The organism is Spirosoma liriopis, assembly GCF_023196085.1.
Taxonomy (GTDB): Bacteria; Bacteroidota; Bacteroidia; order Cytophagales; family Spirosomataceae; genus Spirosoma; species Spirosoma oryzicola.
In genome coordinates this window covers 1,044,264-1,061,142 of sequence record NZ_JALPRF010000001.1, presented here as the reverse complement: position 1 = coordinate 1,061,142, position 16,879 = coordinate 1,044,264, and the positions used below count along the sequence as shown (strand labels likewise).

Genomic DNA, 16,879 nt, shown 5'->3' with positions numbered 1-16,879 from the left:
ACAAAAGTACAGGCTTCGTGCGGACGGAGGGGTTAAAAGATGGTTAACCTAGCAACGACAAACGACCAACTCAATTTGTACGTACGAGCAGTCATACGTAAATCTGTTCCGAACGGCTTGGTAAATCCTATTAAAAAAACAGCCCGGTTCAATCGACCGGGCGTTTTCTTTATCTTGTTAATATTACCTATTCAACTACCAGTACGTCAACTGAGTCTTAACCGTTGCTTGTGCCTAAAAACACATATATGATTAGTGTGCCTGCGTGAAAAGGTAATCTGTACCACTGGACTTTCCGGTGCTGATCGACCTGGCGAAAAAGCTGGTTTTATGGAATTGGGTTGCCAGCTTCGTCATAATTTTTGGAGGCTACGGTAGTACCACCCAGAACTGAATCGTAATAACTGCCACCGACGCCTTTTGTCAGTTTATTATTCGTCAACACATTGTTCGTTGCCTTGCTGCCATAAGACATAAACGTAGCGTGATTGCCGGGGCAGTTTTTGTTTGAAATCGTGTTGCCACTGAACGTGTTGTCCGATGTGTTGTCACAGATGATGGCTTTGTTGGCTAGACTTTCAATGACGTTTTCGGTGTAGGTTCCTCCGTTTGTGGAGTGGGCAAGTTCCAGCATTCCCGTCATATTGAAATTATTCTTAGTGAATTGCATCGTTCCGCCATTAAAGATCTGGACGCCACCGGTACACAAACCAATCGTCGAATTTCCCGTAACAACCATGCCGCCTACTACACTACCATTCCCATTGCCGTCGTTGGAGCCGGTAAGAAACTTGTCAAACGTCCCTTCGAATGTGTTGTTGGTAATCTTGACATTACGGGCTGCACCGGCTATCTCGATGCCGAACAGACTACAGTTGGTCAGGCGATTATTGTCGACCGTGAGTCCATCCAGCGGTCCAGATAAGGAGATACCGAAATGGCAGTTATGAAAATCGTTACCACTAACAATAATGTTCTTACCGGAGTAAATACCGTGATTATCGTGATTGAAAATCTCACAGGCCATTCGTCGTGCCTGCACATGGTTATTCTTAATCACAATGTTGCTGGCTGTTTTACCGGATTGAATTTTCACCGTCAGCCAGTTGGTACTGTCTTTAGATGCAACGTCGTTACCAGCACAGTTTTGTACCGTTAGGTTATTGACCGTTGGGCCATCGATGTAGATGCATCCGAACATACCATCTTCCCGAGTCGTTGTCACCCAGGATAAGCCGTCGATGATTACGTTTTCAAGGGGAGTGATAGCTTCTTCGGACCGCGCCAGCGAAACAAGCGACACGTACGTTTTGGGAAGCGTAATCGTAACTTTACCAGCGTTTCCGCGAATCGTCAGCCCGCTTTTGAGAACAACGGATGTTCCCTGCGTGTAGGCTCCATCTGGAATAACGACTTCACTAGCCGCATTTACAGCGGCTTGCAACGCCGGTCCAATATCAGCCGCCGAAGGGTTAACGCCAAACCAGGCCGCATTGGCGGGGCCGGTAAAATCACGTTTATAACGTCTGCCATTAGCAGTTACGAGGATACTGCCCATATCGTCGGCGCTGGTATTATCGCCAACGACCAGCTTAAATACGCCTTCTATACCCGTATCGGTAATGCGAACGCTGCTAGGCAGAGGTAACGTGTTCCAGGACCGTACCTGGTTGATTGTCAAGGTGTCCTGCCGTTGAACAACGGGGTCCACCACAGCGTCTTCTGGCTTACAATGCGTCAGCAGACCAGCTAAAGCCAGAAAAAAAACCAAACGAATCAAAATAATTACTTTCATAACGAAGCTATTTAGCTTTTTCTTCAGGTTGCTCAACGATAATAAACCGCTCTGAGAATGACTTACAGGAAGCGATTCTCGTCGTTGAGTTTGTATTAAGTTGTAAACTGTACGTATTCTTTCTCTAGCCTGGCAACCTTCACCTGGTTTGGCTAATTAGCGAATAGAAGACATGCCGTCAACTGATAGTCAAGCGTTTATGTTTGTGGTCGTACCTGGCTAGCTTATAGCCCGGTTCATAAAGACAGCCGCCCTGTTAAAATGGGGTGTTATCGGCATTAGGGATGAGGCCGTGAGGTGGTCCGACTAAAGAAGAGTCAGGGGGGAGTAAGGAATAGAATAAGCCGCATACTAACTCAAAGTTAAAAAATGATTAAAGAAAAGTAAAGCAATTGAGTATGAGTCTATTTTACGGTCCTGGTCGTTAAACGGATTGCTTGGCAGTGAAGATTTACGTCTGATCAATCGCTCTTTCGCTGTTTGATCTGTAAATATGTAAATAGCAGGATAGACCGTAGTCATTGGTCAACAAAAAGAGTAGACAGTAAGCAGCAGTGCTTCAGAATAAGAACAGCAATTGGGAAGGGCAATAAAAAAAGCGCTTACCAGTGTTGATAAGCGCTTTGTGTTGGCGGTCCGGACGGGGCTCGAACCCGCGACCCCCTGCGTGACAGGCAGGTATTCTAACCAACTGAACTACCGAACCATTTTCGACTCTCGGTCAACCGTTGTTGTTTTCCTTAATCGTGGCACAAAAGTATAGGCTTTTGGTGTTATGCGCAAGAGGGAAGTCGAAAAAAAATGTGTTTCGTTCGTGTGATGGCCTTGTTTGTGCTGGTTATCAGATCCTTCGCCTTAAAAATTTTTTTTAGCTGACAAGCATTTCGTAATTTATTAACCTGCCATTTTAGGTTTTAGGAGTACCACCTACTATCTTTCCTAATAGAAAATTCCCTTTCTAACCCCATGCTTACATCGGAATTATATTCAGAGCTTGTGAACAAGGTGTATAGCCAGTCTCGGCAGGAGGGAAACCGTTCTTTTCCAGTAGCGTGTTTTGAAATATTCATGCTAACACAGGCTCAGCAACGTGCCAATCGTCGAGAAATCGAGCTATTTCGTCAGCTCAATGATATATTTGACTGGAACATTCCACGTCGACAACGAAACGCGTATATCAAAAAATTGGAGTCCGGTTCTACGCTCGTCCTAACCGATCTCTCTAAAACAATCCTGTGGACGAGTCATAATTTTTTGACGATGACCGGCTATTCGCACGTAGAAGTTATCGGGAAAACGCCCCGTATCCTGCAAGGACCAGACACCGATCCCGCAACGATAATACGTGTCAGAGAATCGCTTCAGCGCGCTAATTCTGTGAAAGCGGATCTGCTGAATTATCGAAAAGGAGGAGACTCATATGTGTGCCGGGTGCAGATCGACCCGCTCTATGACAGTCAGGGAGCGTTGACTCACTTTCTGGCGGTGGAAAGCGAAGTAAAATAGGATATACAAAAAGGATCAGCCCTCACCGGTAGCGATTAGCTACTGGTGAGGGCTGATCAGTAAAGGGTGCTTATTCACTTTCTTCGTTTGCTTCATCCGGCGTCATTTTCTCCGCGTCATTGGCTTGAAGTGCATCCCGCGTTTCGGGCAGTGTTGCCGATGACGTTAGATCGGTGTCGGCGGGATTGTTTGGATTGGGGCTGTCGAGGTCAATTTCACTGACCTGTGCAGGTGCATCTGCTTTCTCTTTCATAACGTTTTGTGGTTTTGCCTATGCAGACCAAACGGTCAGATTACCATATTGTTCGCTGCCTGAAAAAGCTTTCTGTAATTTCTGCAAACCTTTAGCGGCTGGTTTATAGTTATAGCCGTACACGACACTACTTATGAGACGATTTTTGCTTGTATTGCGCTGGAGCCTTTTACTTCTCTTCATCTTAGCTGCCGGAACCGTAATAACAGCTTGGTTCGTCGATTTTCGGCAGACGGATCAGGAATTGGTCGAAGAGTTTAAAGGGCAGCGCATACAGCCTACTGTGCATCGTTATCAGGTAAAGGACGGTAGCGGGCAACCACGAACCATCCGCTTTATGGAAACGCCTGCCTTAGCTGTCGATTCGGCCTTACCGGTGGTGTTGTTTGTACACGGAGCTCCTAGTTCTCTTTCGTTCTTCAACGAATTTTTTAAGGATACAAACCTGCTTAATCGGGCTCAGTTGGTAGCTGTCGATCGTCCAGGCTATGGGTATTCAGATTTTGGACGGGTCGAAACGTCAATCGTGAAGCAGGCTGAATTTCTGCAACCGCTTATTGATCGTTACAAAAAAGCACCTTACCTGATGGTCGTTGGGTCGTCGTACGGTGGATCGGTATCGGCGCGGTTGGCTATGAACAACCCCGAAGCTGTCAATCACGTTGTATTTGTTTCGTCGGCACTTGGGCCGGGGCTGGAACGGACCTATCCGATTAGTCACTGGGTCGATACACCCTTGCTCCGGTGGGGAATTCCGCCTTTACTTCGGCTGGCTAACGACGAAAAACTAGCCCATCGGCAAGCTCTTGAGGCAATTCTGCCCGACTGGCCTAAAATTGAAGCAAACATCACCATGCTGCACGGTCAGCGGGATGAACTCGTTTATCCGACGAACGTTTCTTTTGCGCAACAACACCTAGTCAACGCGCAGGTGAAGCAGTTTTTACTGCCCGAAAATCGCCACGATATCGTGTTTAATAAGCGGGAATACATGACCGATATCCTGCTTGATATTCTGACCAGTCGTAAACTACAGCAGGAGACAAAGCCAAAAGAAATGGCACTTGAGGGCAAAAAAGCTGCAAAAGGCCTGTACTCGTCGGTGCTGATTCCTTGATTGACTTCCTCGTTTGCAGTACATCAGTTGGTATAAAGGCTGGCTTTGTTTTTGTACTCCCGAATATAATCGCGCGGTGACATGCCTGTGGTTTTTCGAAAAACACGATTAAAATTCGTTGCACTGTTGAATCCGGTCGAGTACGCTATGGTCGATATGCCGTCGTGATTGCTGTTGATGATCTTCTTGCAGGCTTCGCTAATCCGTATTTCGTTCAGAAATGTATTGTACGTTTTTCGGGTATGCTTTTTAAAGTATTTACAAAAGGCATGTGGCGTGATATGGGCGATCTCCGCGATTTTGTTCAACGTAATGTTTTCCGCGTAATGCTCCAGCGTATATTGAAAAACCTCGGTCATTCGCAGGCCCTCTGATTCCGAAAAAAGAGTATTCGATAAACCTGAGTCTAGTGATTTCCAACCTCTTACCTGCTTGGCGAAATAATCGAAAAGCTTGATAATCGTCAGTAAGCGATCCAGGTTCGACTTTATGGGTAGTTTCTTTATGATTCTGCTGACGTAGTTTTGGTACTGACTCGGTAGCTGGAATCCATTCTGGGTTGTGCTTAAAAAATTACTGATGGATTCCATTTCCGGCAAATGAAAGAACGGGCAGGGAATCCGGTCCTGATCGAAATAGATGTGAATGGCGTGCGCGTTTAATTTGTCGGGATTGTTAAAATGCGAGGAATCGGATTTGAAAATATGGGGTTGATTAGCCCCAAGAATATAAACGTCACCGGGTTTAAACGACTGGCTATAATTACCTGCCATAAGTGTCCCTTCTCCGCGAAGAATCAAGGTAATCTGTAACTGTCTGTGACGGTGGAAGTAATTATAAAAATACGGCAGGATGTCTTCATCCACTACAACCGAATCCTCTTTTGGAACCGGGGGCGTAAATTCCAACACTTTCATGATTGATACAAATTATAATGTTATAAACACTATCAAGGCATAAATAAAATTCTGTATTCGCCTATAAATACAATATGCAATATAACGCCGTAAATCGCATAGCGTGATCGATACGGAAAGAAAAGTGCGTAAAAAAAATCTGTAGTCTACTATAAGACTATTTTTTAACGTATTAATTCTAAACCGGATGGAAAGGCTGTTTCTTTCCTGTGGATCGAGGTCAACCGATTAGTCGTTTCCTGCTAAGTTTGTGGTCACAATGCCGTGGGCAATCCTTTACGATTGGGCAATAATTATCCAAGTGTTATCGTAAATTGTTGCTACGTTTTCTGTTACACTTTCATCAATAAATTTGAATAAAAAGAGTATGAACGTAAAGGATAAAGTATCTTTTGACGATACAAAGCAGGCTTTTGTTTACAAGTCTGACGCTCAACTGAAAAAGACATACCGGCTGTTTCAATTAATGAATCAGTCGTGGCTGGTCAAGGCTGGGACCAGTTTAACGATACTGGCTGTCAAGTGGCGATTGCCAATTAACGGACTGCTTCGTTCGACGATATTTGAGCAGTTTGTCGGGGGAGAAACGCTTGAACAGACCTCCACAATTGTCAATGATTTTAAAAAGTACGGTATCAGCCTGATTCTGGACTACGGTGCGGAAGGCAAGGAGAGTGAGCAGGATTTTGACAAGGCCAAGAACGAATTTATCCGCGTAATCAACTACAGCGCTCGCTTTGAAAACATACCGTTTATCGGCATAAAACTAACGGCGCTGGCCCGGTTCGCCCTTCTCGAAAAACTGAATGGTTCGACCAAAATAGCGGTTGATCAAATCACTATCGATACTGCGCCATTGAGTGGAGCCGAACAGCAGGAGTGGGCCAACGTTGAACAGCGGCTTGTCGAAATTTGCGAACTGGCGGCTCAAAAAAAAGTAGGGATTCTCATTGATGCCGAGGAGTCGTGGATACAAAACACTATCGATGCACTAACAATGAAGGTAATGCAGCGATATAACCAAAAACAGGTGGTCGTTTACAATACCATCCAACTGTATCGACACGACCGGCTGGAGTTTTTAAAGTACTGCCACGAACTAGCGCTGACCAACGGGTTTCTGTTTGGCGCAAAAATCGTACGGGGGGCTTACATGGAGAAAGAGCGAAGACGGGCTGGTTCCCAGAATGAACTATCCCCGATCCAACCCGATAAGTCGTCCAGCGATCAGGACTTTAACGAAGCGATTGCCTACAGCATTCAGCATCTGGATAGCATCTCGGTAATTGTTGCTTCGCACAATGAATACAGTTCTCAGCTTGCGGTTCAACTGCTTCAGGAAGCCAGCTTACCAACCAATCACCCGCACGTTCATTTTTCGCAGTTGTATGGCATGAGCGATAACATTACGTTCAATCTTGCCAAAGCTGGGTGCAATGTCAGCAAGTACCTGCCGTACGGTCCCATTGAAGATGTTATTCCGTATTTGATGAGACGGGCACAAGAAAACAGCTCCGTTGCCGGACAAACCAGCCGGGAGCTGTTTCTGATTGAGAAGGAAATAAAGAGGAGAGGTATTTAATGCCTGGTTGCACCGGTGATCCTAATCGATCACCGGTGCATTTGGGTTAGTACTTGGCCGGTTGATTTGGTTTCGGTGTTGATTTCTTGATAAAATCGCGCAAATCATCGTTCGACTTAACGAGGTCTTCCTGACGCAGGTACATCATGTGTCCGCTCCGATAGCCTTTCCAGTCCATCCGGCTTTTCAGCTTTCCACTTGGGTCCATCTGCCACATGTTGTACTGAGCACCAAAGTAATCGCAGGCGCCATCGTAATAGCCCGACTGAACCAATAAATGCAGATACGGATTTTGCGCCATGGCCTGCCGCAGGTTTTCACCCGTCCGGTCGGTATCCGCACCCGTTCGTGCCCACGGATGTACAGGACCAAACATATAGTATTTCAGATCCGTCTTGTAATTCAAAAACTCCCGGAAGTAGTAGTTGATCGGAGCCGCAAACGAATGAAGCCAGGATGTTAGCTCCGGCGAATAATCGGGACGCTCACCCGCATCTTCGCGGTCGATGCCCAGGTAGCGTGAATCCAACCGGCCAATGGTGTTTCCTTTGTCCCGCAGTAATTCTTTCCAGAAGAAAGACGTTGGAATCATCAGATTGTGTTCCATGATGACTTTCTCGGATAGACCCGAATAGCGGGCTACCTTCGCGGCTATCTGCTTTTTCTTGTCGGCTTCCAGAAAACCACCTTTAGCCAGTGCCGGAAGTAACTCACTAATCGTAAACTGTTCGACTTCGGGCAGCATAGCCGTCAGGTCTTTCTGTTGCAGGTCGGCAGGAAGTACTTTGTGGAACCAGGCTGTCGCTGCGTAATAGGGTAGCAGATTGGCGGCACCTACGGGTCCTTCCCGGTTGATACCCAGATCCGTAGGCGAGACCAGAATCACCCCGTTGAGGTACATCCAGCTGGCGTTTTGTAATTCCAGGGCCAATCCCGACACCCGTGTTGTACCGTAACTTTCGCCAATCAGGTATTTAGGTGACGGCCAGCGATTTTTGCGGCTGACAAACACATTGAGCCACTCGGCCAGGTATTTAATATCGGCGTTCACGCCAAAGAACTTGGAGCGGGGCACATCCTTATTTGCCATCCGAGAATAGCCCGTGTTGACCGGGTCGATGTACACGATGTCGGCTACATCCAGAATCGAGTTGGGGTTGTCTTTTACGGTGTAAGGTTGCAAGGGATAACCTTCACTGTCAATGTTGAGGAGCTTGGGACCCGTGTAAGCGAGGTGCATCCAGACTGAGGCTGTACCGGGACCCCCGTTGAAGGAAATGACCAGCGGGCGAGTCGTCCGGTCTTTCACATCGGAGCGCTCGTAGTACGTGTAAAAGACTCCCGCTATCGGCTTGCCATTCTCGTCCCAGACGGGCTGTGTGCCAACGGTAGCGGTGTAGGGAACGCGCTGCCCTTTGATGGTTACGGCATGGGTCGTTATAACACTGGAATCCATTGGCAACGTCAAGTCGCCGGGCGATGGTTTCGGGGCAGGGCTGGCCGTGGCCCGAGCTGCCTGATCATCGGCTGGCGGGGGAGCTGCCGAGCGTTGACCCTGACCACGTTGACTTTGCGCAATGGATAACGAACCTGTTGTCAGGCAGAAAAGCAATAAAAAGACAATCCGTTTCATGTATAGCGTACTTTTTGGTAATGCTTAATAAGAGGTGATCGTGAGGACTTTGTTATGGTATCAGCGGGGCCACCCGCGCAGTGGTGTCGGTTTTGAGAAACCGACACCACTAGGGCCGCCCCGTCGACACCACTAAAAATACAGTAAGCTGCCGCTTATCTGATTTTATAAGCCAGCGATCGTTCCCGGTTTAATATCCAGTTGGTTAGCTGTTGTCGTCAGTTCTTTTAGCTCTGCTTGTTTTCCTGTTTTTTTATAAAGGTCCGCCAAAGCGGCATAGCTGCGCATGTTATACGGGTTATGTTCCAGCGATTGCTTATAGGCGGTGACGGCTTCATCCGCTTTGCCGCTTAAGGCGTGCAGAACGCCACCCGATTGTAACGCAGCCGACTGATAAAGCGACGTTCCTTTTGTAGACAAGGTCTTAAAAAGCGTTTCGGCATCGGTCAGTCGGTTGGTCGTTGCCAGCAGCCGAACCAGACGTTGCTTGCTGAGCGGATCAAGCTCCGATTTCTCGGTAACAACGTTGTTCAGATAATAGGCTAGCGAATCCTGCTTGTTCAGTTTGGCGTAGCTTTCAGCAATCCGTAGGTCGAAGTCAGCACGTCCGTTTTTACTTGCTTCCAGAATGCGCTGCACCTGCTTCATGGTTTCGACACAGTCCTGATAGCGTCCGTTAGCCAGCAATGCATCGGCGTACAGACCCCGTAATGGGTAATTCTGTGGCCGCTGCAACACCAGCTTTTTCAGTACATCGAGTTGATCCGCGTAGCCGAGCATTGCCCGTTGGGCAGCCGCGAAAGCCTTGGCGTCGTCGCGTCGGTCGCGCAGGTAAGTAGATACATCGGGACCGGTAGTGGCATAGTTTTCGGCGGCTTTGATCGCCTGACCAATCCGTCCGTTCTGGAAAAACATTTCCTGCAATTGAATAGCTACGGCTGCTCGTGTCTGGTAGTCGTTCTCCAGATCGAGGGCTTTCTGGTACCAGTGAGCCTGCGTCGTTATCAGATCATCCCGGCTTTTGTCGGGCGTGTAGCGGGCTTCTTCTAGATGCGCGTAGGCCGCGTAGACTGGTGCGTAATTGGGGTCGATTGTCTCAGCGGCTTTGATGTAACTCAGCGCTTTATCAAAATCATTCTGCTGTTGCTTGAGCCGGGCATAAGCTAGATAGGCGGGCTGGTACTTGTTATCGTAGACTAGCGCTGTATCGAGGTATTTACCCGCTTTGGCGGAGTCGGAGCGAGCTACTTTGTTGCTCATGTTGAGATATACCTGCGCCCAGTTGGATGCCATCACCGACTGATCACCGTTCAGGTATGCCCGCTCTTTCTTGACCAGTGCATCCAGAAAGGCGTACATATCGGGGTCTTTGCTTTTCAGTTCGGCGGTGATGTTCATCGACTTGAAATCGAGCGGGTGTACTTTTACTTTTTCGAAGTAAGCCGGATAGGTCTGCGCAAAATATTCGGATTCGTTGTTCTGCGAATAATAATCCAGGGTCAGGTGGTTTTTCATGGCGTGGTAATACCGCTCCCGGATTTTGCGATTTTCGGCGTCGGTCAGCACCCGGCCATGAAACAGGTGGACGTATTCATGCAGTACCACGTTTCGTTCTTCGTACGCTCCCCGTTCCACGTATTCGATGTCGGCGGCTCCACTTCCCACCCCGCGAATATCCATCCACTGGCGGTTGTCGAACGTTGTGGTGTAGCGAAACTGAGGGGATCGCATCGTTAGGGCTAGATCGATGTGAAGCGGAGAAACCGCAAATGCATTGCCCTGCTTCGACAAAAACGGGAAGTATACAACGCTGGTATACATCTGGTTCCAGACCATCGCCTTCGCCCAGTCGCCGGGGTAATAGCTTAGATCAGGAAATACGTTTGCGAAGTTTTCGGGGTCTTTAATCTTCGTGGTCTTGAGTACATTGGTAATCGAATCGTAGGTCATTAGGTACGGTATCCGCTTGGATTTGATAACCGCCGATAACCCGTTATGCGCTGGGCCATAATGCTTTTTCTTGTCCAGGATCGTTACGAAGGCCCGTTCCGCTGAATCAAGATTCGCTTTCCGGTTTGGTGTGTCGAAGTCACTGTAGTACAGCGATCCCCGGTGCATGGCTGGCAGCACCGAAGCCGGGTATTCCTTTTCAACCCGGTACGTAACGGCAACCGCATCGGACAGTCGTTTGGCATGAAACAGTTTGTCGGCCTCTCTTAATTTTTCGCGAATTTCTTTTTCGTTTTTATCCGCGTAGTCGGCGTACGTCAGGTTCGTGTGGCCGTTGCCCCAGTGCCAGTGGGTTTGAAAATGCAGCGGATTGATGGCGAGGGCGAGTTGCCACTGAGCGGCCATATCGTTGAGTTGCGTTGCGTCGATCCGGCGCCAGATGGCGTAGCCGTAACTGAACCGGGCGTCGGCGTTCAGCGGATCGAGCGTCAGCGACTTCACCAGGGGCGCTTCGGCCTGTTCGGGGTGCTGATCCCAGAAATACACATTTGCTTCCAGCTGGTAAGCGCCCGCCAGTTTCGGATTGGTTTGCTGAAGGGCTTTGGCAACGGCTAACGCTTCAGGGTATTTCTTCTGCAAAAGCAAGGCTCGTCCCAAAACCAACGAAGTCTCGTCGTCGGTCGGGTTGCTGGCTAAGAGCGCTTTGCATTGTTTTTCGGCATTGGGTAGATCCCAAGCTTCAATCGCCAACTGCGCTTTTAACCGCTTGCCCCATCGACTGTTTTTATCTGCAATAAGCGCGTTTCTGACGTTTTTCTCTGCCTGCTTAAAATCGTTGTTCAACCAATAATATTCGGCCCATAACAGCGATTTGTCCGCATTGCTCAATCCTTTACCGGACTGTAAAGCGTCGGTTGCTTCTCGCCAGATACCCAGGTCCAGCATTCGTTTAATAAGCGGTGCTTTGCCGGTCGTGCCTTGCTGTAACTGACTACGAACCGACGTTCGGGCTTTTGCCAACAACTCGTGGGCGACTTTCGTGTCGTTCACCGGTTGAGCGGAGAGATTACCAACAAGGCAAAATACGAATAGAGTCTGGGTGTATACGTTCAGCATGGACTACGAATTAGCGGGTAGAGATTCAAACCCGACGGCGTTTGACAACGGATAGTTTGCCAAAAATAAAGTTGCGCGGTCAGGTTCTCAAACCTGATCTATCATCGGTGGTGTCGGCGGGGCCGCCCGCGCGGTTCTCAAAACCGACACCACAGTGAAGCCGACACCACCGACGATAGATCGCATTGAATAACTAGTCCGACGTTCGGCAGGTGAAGTGTCTGTTGATGAAGTATAATCGACTTCGGGTGCCAAACGCCAGACTAGTTCCTAATTATTTGCGCGTATCCCAAAATACCCGCTCCAGCATCGTGCTTCGTTGTTTGGCCTTTATATTATTGCTGATCTCAGACTGGGCGTAGAATAAAGAATGCGGCACCTCGTCATAAATCGCAAACGGCGTTTTTAAAGGTGTGAGAGCCGGGTAGCCTGTTCGGCGGTAGTCCGTCCAGGGTTCCATCAGGACGCCGTGGTTCGCCACGTATTTTTCCGTGATGATCTGCTCAAGCATCTGGGCGGGTGTTCCTTTCAGTGTGCCATTGGCCGCTAGATACGTCGTTACATCAGCCGCAGCAACACCCGCATCAGTCATCGACGCCCGGATACCTGCCTCAAAAAAGCTTTGCGAACTGCCGGGAGCGCCGTAAGCCAGTGCCGCTTCGGCCCGGATAAAATTGTACTCGGCAAACGTAAGCAGTCGCGCGGGTGCATTACCCGAATACGTGATCGCTCCATCTTTCAAGCTCCCATCGGCGTTGACCAGCGCCACATTGACCGCTGAAGGGGTTCCGTAAATGTACCGGTAGTTGCGCGAATACGCCGACGACGGATCAGGATCGAGGGCACTGGCTCCTTTGTACGTGGCGGTTGCCGTATTGGCGGTGTACGGGAACGGAACGAAGTAGGCTGACCGGCGCGGATCGGTCTTGGCGTTCATTAGATTGACCAGAAAACGATGCGGGAAAAACTGGTTTTTGAACTGACCGTTTTCCATGCTGTACAGCGGATTCTGACGCTGTGATTCTGACAGAAAAGCCATCTGGAAATTATCGGATGTACTTTCCATAAACTTAGCGCCACTGTTGATCAACGCCGTAATCTGCTGCGTGGTATACGCCGGGTCTTTGGCCGAATAATGCAGGAAGATGCGTAGTTTCAGCGTGTTGGCAAATTTGATCCATTGGGCTTGCGAAGCTGCCCACGTACCGGCTGCGTAGATTGTTGTGTTGACGTTCGGTGATAAGGCCGACGTTGTTGCGCTAACGTCCTTGATGCCATCGTCGATCAGCCGGATCAAATCTTTGTAAATCGCTTCATCATCGTCAAACGCCGGGTAAAAATTAGCGCTGTGTTTGCTGGCTTCGCTGTAGGGCACATCACCCCAGGCATCCACGGTTGTCTGATACACGTACGCTTTCAGGATTTTACCAACACCAGCGTAGTGCGGACTGCCTTCTTTGGTGGCCTGATCGATCATCAGCTCCGTATCGCTCAGCGTGGTAGAGAAAATGCGTACCCACTGGTTGTTTACATCGGAGTTATTGATGTTGTAGCGTTCGTATTCTTTGAAGGTCGCAAAACCCGTGTTCGGTCCTTGTCCGCTGAACTGCTGAACCAACAGGCTGGCGTACCGGAATAAATCACTGGCCCCCATGTAGCCCACGTTGACCGTAACCGATGGCAATAGCTGCGAGACTTGAACGGCCTGAATGTTGTTCGGGTCGTTGTTGACGTCCAGAAACTCGCTACAGGAGCTCAGGGAAAGACCTGCCGCCAATACACTTGTGTAGATTAACTTCTTCATGATGTCAAGTTTTTGAGGGTAGTAGGGGGCTGTTAGAACGTAGCGCGTAAGCTACCACCCACAGTACGGGCGGTTGGTGTAATACCGAATTCGAGACCACGCGCGTTGCTGACACCCAGCAGATTCTGCTCTGGGTCGAGGTCCGGGTAGTTGGGCGCGTAGATGAACAGGTTCCGTCCGTACACTGACAATTGCAGGTTCTTGATGAATTTAGATTGACCAAACCAGGTCGTCGGGAATTTATACGTTAGGTTGGCTTCCCGCAGTTTCAGGAACGTAGCGTCGAGAACATAACCTTCCCAGGCCACGTATTTTCCTTGCAGACTAAAGTATTGCTGAGCCGTTACAGCGGTTGTGTTCGGTGTTCCGTCTTCCCGTACGCCGTCAAATAAGTACGCTTTGTTGGGTGTGCCGTCGGCGTTGAAGCGGGGAAATTCAGCCGTTTCAGCCGATACGCCGTTAATGCGCAGATCACCAATGGTCCGCGAAAGCTGATCTCCTTTGTGCTTGTAGTCGAGCAGAAACGATAGACTGAACCCTTTGTAATTGAACGTATTACTGAACCCTGCCGTAAAACGCGGATTCGGGTTGCCGACGGCCTGTACGTTGGTCGATACTTTCGGTAAACCGTTGGCTCCGATAATCATACGGCCCTGTCCATCGCGCTGGTAAGCGTTCGACCAGATTTGTCCGTAGAGCTGTCCCGGAACCAACTGAATGTTCGGGGACGTAAAACCGCCAATCGAGATGTTGCTCACGCCCGGTGCCAGCTCTTCGACAACCGACCGGAAGCTGGTGAAGTTGAGCGACGTTTCCCAACTGAAGTTTTCTTTTTCAATTGGTGTTGCCGAAAGCAGGAACTCGATCCCTTTTGTCGATAGCCGGCCCGCGTTGGTAACGAGGCTGGTAAAACCGGAAGTGGATGGGACCGGAACGGAGAAAATCAGGTTTCGGCTATCCCGGCGGTAAACCGATCCGTCGAAAGAAAGCCGTCCGTTGAAAAAGGTTAGTTCGGTGCCTAATTCAATCTCCCGCGTAAACTCTGGTGTTAAGTTCGGGTTGCCGGTACCGTTGTCGTAGGTATAACCCGCCAGTCCATTGAACGGGAAGCTGACCCCCGTGGAGCCAAGGCCATCGCTTCCGCTGGCTTTGCCGTAGTAGGTGTTGATAGCGTACGGACTGGCTCCCTTACCCACTTCACCCACGTTGGCCCGAATCTTGGCCGACGACAGCACTTTCGACTTAAGCGTTGGAAAGGCTTCGGTGGGCACAAAACTTACTGCCACGGCTGGGTAGAAAATAGAGCGGTTGCCAGGAGCCAGCGTTGAGGAAAAGTCATTTCTGGCTTTGGCGTTGAATGACAGCCAGGTTTTGTAATCAAGTACCACATCTCCGAATACACCAACCAGCCGCTGTTGCGTAATGCTTGACGATGGATTGAAGGTCAGGAAGTTTTTTACGTTGTCGAACCCGGCTACCACAATTCCCAATCCGATATCCTGTAACGAACTGCTGTAGTTCGAAACGATCTCGTTACCCACCGTCGCCATCAACTGGAGGTCGTTGCTGATTTTTCGGTTGGCGGTCAGGGTAAAATACGAGTTGAGGTTGCGAATCATTTCGGTGCGGTCCAGCACCCCACCGGCCCCGGCAGACGTTGTGTTGGCGTTGCTGCGTACACCTTTGTCGTCAAAGCCTTTGGTGTTGAAGGTGTACACGTCCGTCCCAACTTTCAGGTCGGCCTGTAGCCAGCTCAGAATATCGTATTTCAGGTTGATGTTGCCGAAGAAGCGATTGGTTTCCTGGTGGTTTCTGATGTGTTCGATTGACCAGTAGGGGTGATCTTCAGATGCAAACCAAAGCTGGTTACCGGCAGCATCCTGGTAGGGTTGATTGGTTAAATCGTAGCTGCGGGGCGCATAAATACCGCGCCATAAGGGGTTTGCGCCCTGATTGCCCGACTGCGTACGATCCGACGTCGAGTTTGTGTAGGTAAACGAGCTACCCACGCGTAATTTATCGGTCAACTGAGTGCTTGCGTTTACGGTCAGGTTGTTGCGGTTGAGTTTGTTGTTGGGCACCAGCGCCGTTTCTATGGAGTTGCCGTACGAAACCCGGTAATCGAATTTGTCCGCAGCGCCTGAGAAGCTGATGTTGTTTTGCGACGAGATGGAGTTTTGAAGAATGTCGCGAACGTTATTTGGATACGCCTGAAGTTGCTCCGGCTGACCAAACCAGTTCGTAACGGTCTGACCCTGAATCCGAGGGCCCCATGATCCTGCTACGTTGCTGGCGTAATTTCCGTTGCTTCCCTGCGCGTATTCGTTCTGAAATTTGGGAAAGCGGCTAACCGTACCGACGGCGGTATTGGTCGAGAACGAGATCTGACGGTTGGTGCCTTTCTTTCCTTTTTTGGTCGTGATCAGGATCGCGCCCGAAGCGGCTCTTGACCCATACAATACGGTAGCCGCTGCTCCTTTCAACACGTTCACACTTTCAATGTCCTGCGGATTAAGATCGGAGATCCGGCTGGAATTGACGACACCCGTATTAACGCTATTGCTGCCGCCCGAGTTGTCGAGTGGAATGCCATCGACCACGTAGAGCGGCTGGTTGCTACCCGTAAACGTCGAGAATCCACGAATCGTTACGTTCGAACCGGCGAAACCGCCCCCAGCTCCCGTTACCTGAACGCCCGCCACTTTGCCCGCCAGCGAGTTTGTCACGTCGGTGGTCGGCGCTTTGGTGAGCTGCTCTGCTTTTACTTCACTCAGTCCATAGCCCAACGTTTTACGGTCGCGGGTGATGCCAAACGATGTCACGACAATCTCGCTGAGCTGTTGCGCATCGGATTCCATCGCAACCGTGAGCGATGTGCGTCCGTTCAGTTTAATCTCCTGCGATATGTACCCGATGTAGCTAACGACTAGTGTGGCTTCGTCGGGAACCCGAATCCGGAATTTACCACTCGCATCGGTTATGGTTCCCACGTTTGTGCTGCCCTTTAGCAAAACCGAGGCACCCGGTAGGGGTGTACCATCATCCTTGAACGTAACAACACCGGTCACGTCAACATCGGCTAGCTTGGCCGGTTCAGCGCTGGCAAAAACCCGGCTTTCTGCCAGCAGGCAAACGAAAGCGGCCAGTAGTGCCACGTAACCTCGCATTGCAGTTAGAGATTGTTTCATATAGGGGCGTGTTTATGA

General features: G+C 49.5%; 10 protein-coding genes and 1 tRNA gene. 3 read left to right on the top strand and 8 right to left on the bottom strand.

Features of this window, described 5'->3' with window-relative positions; all coding sequences use genetic code 11:
• Positions 1–328: 328 nt before the first annotated feature.
• Positions 329–1,795: a right-handed parallel beta-helix repeat-containing protein gene (locus tag M0L20_RS04430; protein ID WP_248475887.1), complete on the bottom strand. Its 1,467-nt coding sequence runs from the start codon at positions 1,793–1,795 to the stop codon at positions 329–331.
• Between the two features lie 629 nt (positions 1,796–2,424).
• Positions 2,425–2,501, bottom strand: a tRNA-Asp gene (locus M0L20_RS04425).
• Positions 2,502–2,863: 362 nt separating this feature from the next.
• Between M0L20_RS04425 and M0L20_RS04420 the strand changes: the two genes are divergently transcribed.
• The gene (locus M0L20_RS04420) at positions 2,864–3,301 is read left to right on the top strand and encodes a PAS domain-containing protein (protein WP_248475886.1); all 438 of its coding nucleotides are present in this window, start codon (positions 2,864–2,866) and stop codon (positions 3,299–3,301) included.
• Between the two features lie 70 nt (positions 3,302–3,371).
• Here M0L20_RS04420 and M0L20_RS04415 read toward each other — a convergent pair whose 3' ends face one another.
• Entirely contained in the window at positions 3,372–3,554 is a 183-nt protein-coding gene (locus M0L20_RS04415; protein WP_232559649.1) for a hypothetical protein, read from the bottom strand.
• 133 nt (positions 3,555–3,687) lie between these two features.
• On the opposite strand from M0L20_RS04415, the gene M0L20_RS04410 reads away from it, so the two are divergent.
• Positions 3,688–4,671 carry an alpha/beta fold hydrolase gene (locus M0L20_RS04410; protein WP_248475885.1) on the top strand — a complete coding sequence of 328 codons (984 nt, stop codon included), beginning with the start codon at positions 3,688–3,690 and terminating at the stop codon, positions 4,669–4,671.
• Between the two features lie 23 nt (positions 4,672–4,694).
• Here M0L20_RS04410 and M0L20_RS04405 read toward each other — a convergent pair whose 3' ends face one another.
• Complete coding sequence (locus M0L20_RS04405; RefSeq protein ID WP_248475884.1) at positions 4,695–5,588, bottom strand: AraC family transcriptional regulator; 894 nt, start codon at positions 5,586–5,588, stop codon at positions 4,695–4,697.
• A 367-nt stretch (positions 5,589–5,955) separates the two neighbouring features.
• On the opposite strand from M0L20_RS04405, the gene M0L20_RS04400 reads away from it, so the two are divergent.
• Positions 5,956–7,170, top strand: coding sequence for a proline dehydrogenase family protein (locus tag M0L20_RS04400; protein WP_248475883.1), 1,215 nt, complete (start codon positions 5,956–5,958; stop codon positions 7,168–7,170).
• 46 nt (positions 7,171–7,216) lie between these two features.
• On the opposite strand, the gene M0L20_RS04395 is transcribed toward M0L20_RS04400, so the two are convergent.
• From M0L20_RS04395 to M0L20_RS04380, 4 genes are all read right to left on the bottom strand, one after another.
• The gene (locus M0L20_RS04395) at positions 7,217–8,803 is read right to left on the bottom strand and encodes a S10 family peptidase (protein ID WP_248475882.1); all 1,587 of its coding nucleotides are present in this window, start codon (positions 8,801–8,803) and stop codon (positions 7,217–7,219) included.
• A gap of 165 nt (positions 8,804–8,968) precedes the next feature.
• Positions 8,969–11,869, bottom strand: coding sequence for a tetratricopeptide repeat protein (locus M0L20_RS04390; protein WP_248475881.1), 2,901 nt, complete (start codon positions 11,867–11,869; stop codon positions 8,969–8,971).
• 274 nt (positions 11,870–12,143) lie between these two features.
• Positions 12,144–13,673 carry a SusD/RagB family nutrient-binding outer membrane lipoprotein gene (locus M0L20_RS04385; protein ID WP_248475880.1) on the bottom strand — a complete coding sequence of 510 codons (1,530 nt, stop codon included), beginning with the start codon at positions 13,671–13,673 and terminating at the stop codon, positions 12,144–12,146.
• 32 nt (positions 13,674–13,705) lie between these two features.
• Entirely contained in the window at positions 13,706–16,861 is a 3,156-nt protein-coding gene (locus M0L20_RS04380; RefSeq protein WP_248475879.1) for a SusC/RagA family TonB-linked outer membrane protein, read from the bottom strand.
• Between the last annotated feature and the right edge of the window lie 18 nt (positions 16,862–16,879).

Bases quoted from the DNA above. Each gene is read 5' to 3' on its own strand.
- M0L20_RS04430 (WP_248475887.1), bottom strand. From the start codon at position 1,795: ATGAAAGTAATTATTTTGATTCGTTTGGTTTTTTTTCTGGCTTTAGCT.
- M0L20_RS04420 (WP_248475886.1), top strand. From the start codon at position 2,864: ATGCTAACACAGGCTCAGCAACGTGCCAATCGTCGAGAAATCGAGCTA.
- M0L20_RS04415 (WP_232559649.1), bottom strand. From the start codon at position 3,554: ATGAAAGAGAAAGCAGATGCACCTGCACAGGTCAGTGAAATTGACCTC.
- M0L20_RS04410 (WP_248475885.1), top strand. From the start codon at position 3,688: ATGAGACGATTTTTGCTTGTATTGCGCTGGAGCCTTTTACTTCTCTTC.
- M0L20_RS04405 (WP_248475884.1), bottom strand. From the start codon at position 5,588: ATGAAAGTGTTGGAATTTACGCCCCCGGTTCCAAAAGAGGATTCGGTT.
- M0L20_RS04400 (WP_248475883.1), top strand. From the start codon at position 5,956: ATGAACGTAAAGGATAAAGTATCTTTTGACGATACAAAGCAGGCTTTT.
- M0L20_RS04395 (WP_248475882.1), bottom strand. From the start codon at position 8,803: ATGAAACGGATTGTCTTTTTATTGCTTTTCTGCCTGACAACAGGTTCG.
- M0L20_RS04390 (WP_248475881.1), bottom strand. From the start codon at position 11,869: ATGCTGAACGTATACACCCAGACTCTATTCGTATTTTGCCTTGTTGGT.
- M0L20_RS04385 (WP_248475880.1), bottom strand. From the start codon at position 13,673: ATGAAGAAGTTAATCTACACAAGTGTATTGGCGGCAGGTCTTTCCCTG.
- M0L20_RS04380 (WP_248475879.1), bottom strand. From the start codon at position 16,861: ATGAAACAATCTCTAACTGCAATGCGAGGTTACGTGGCACTACTGGCC.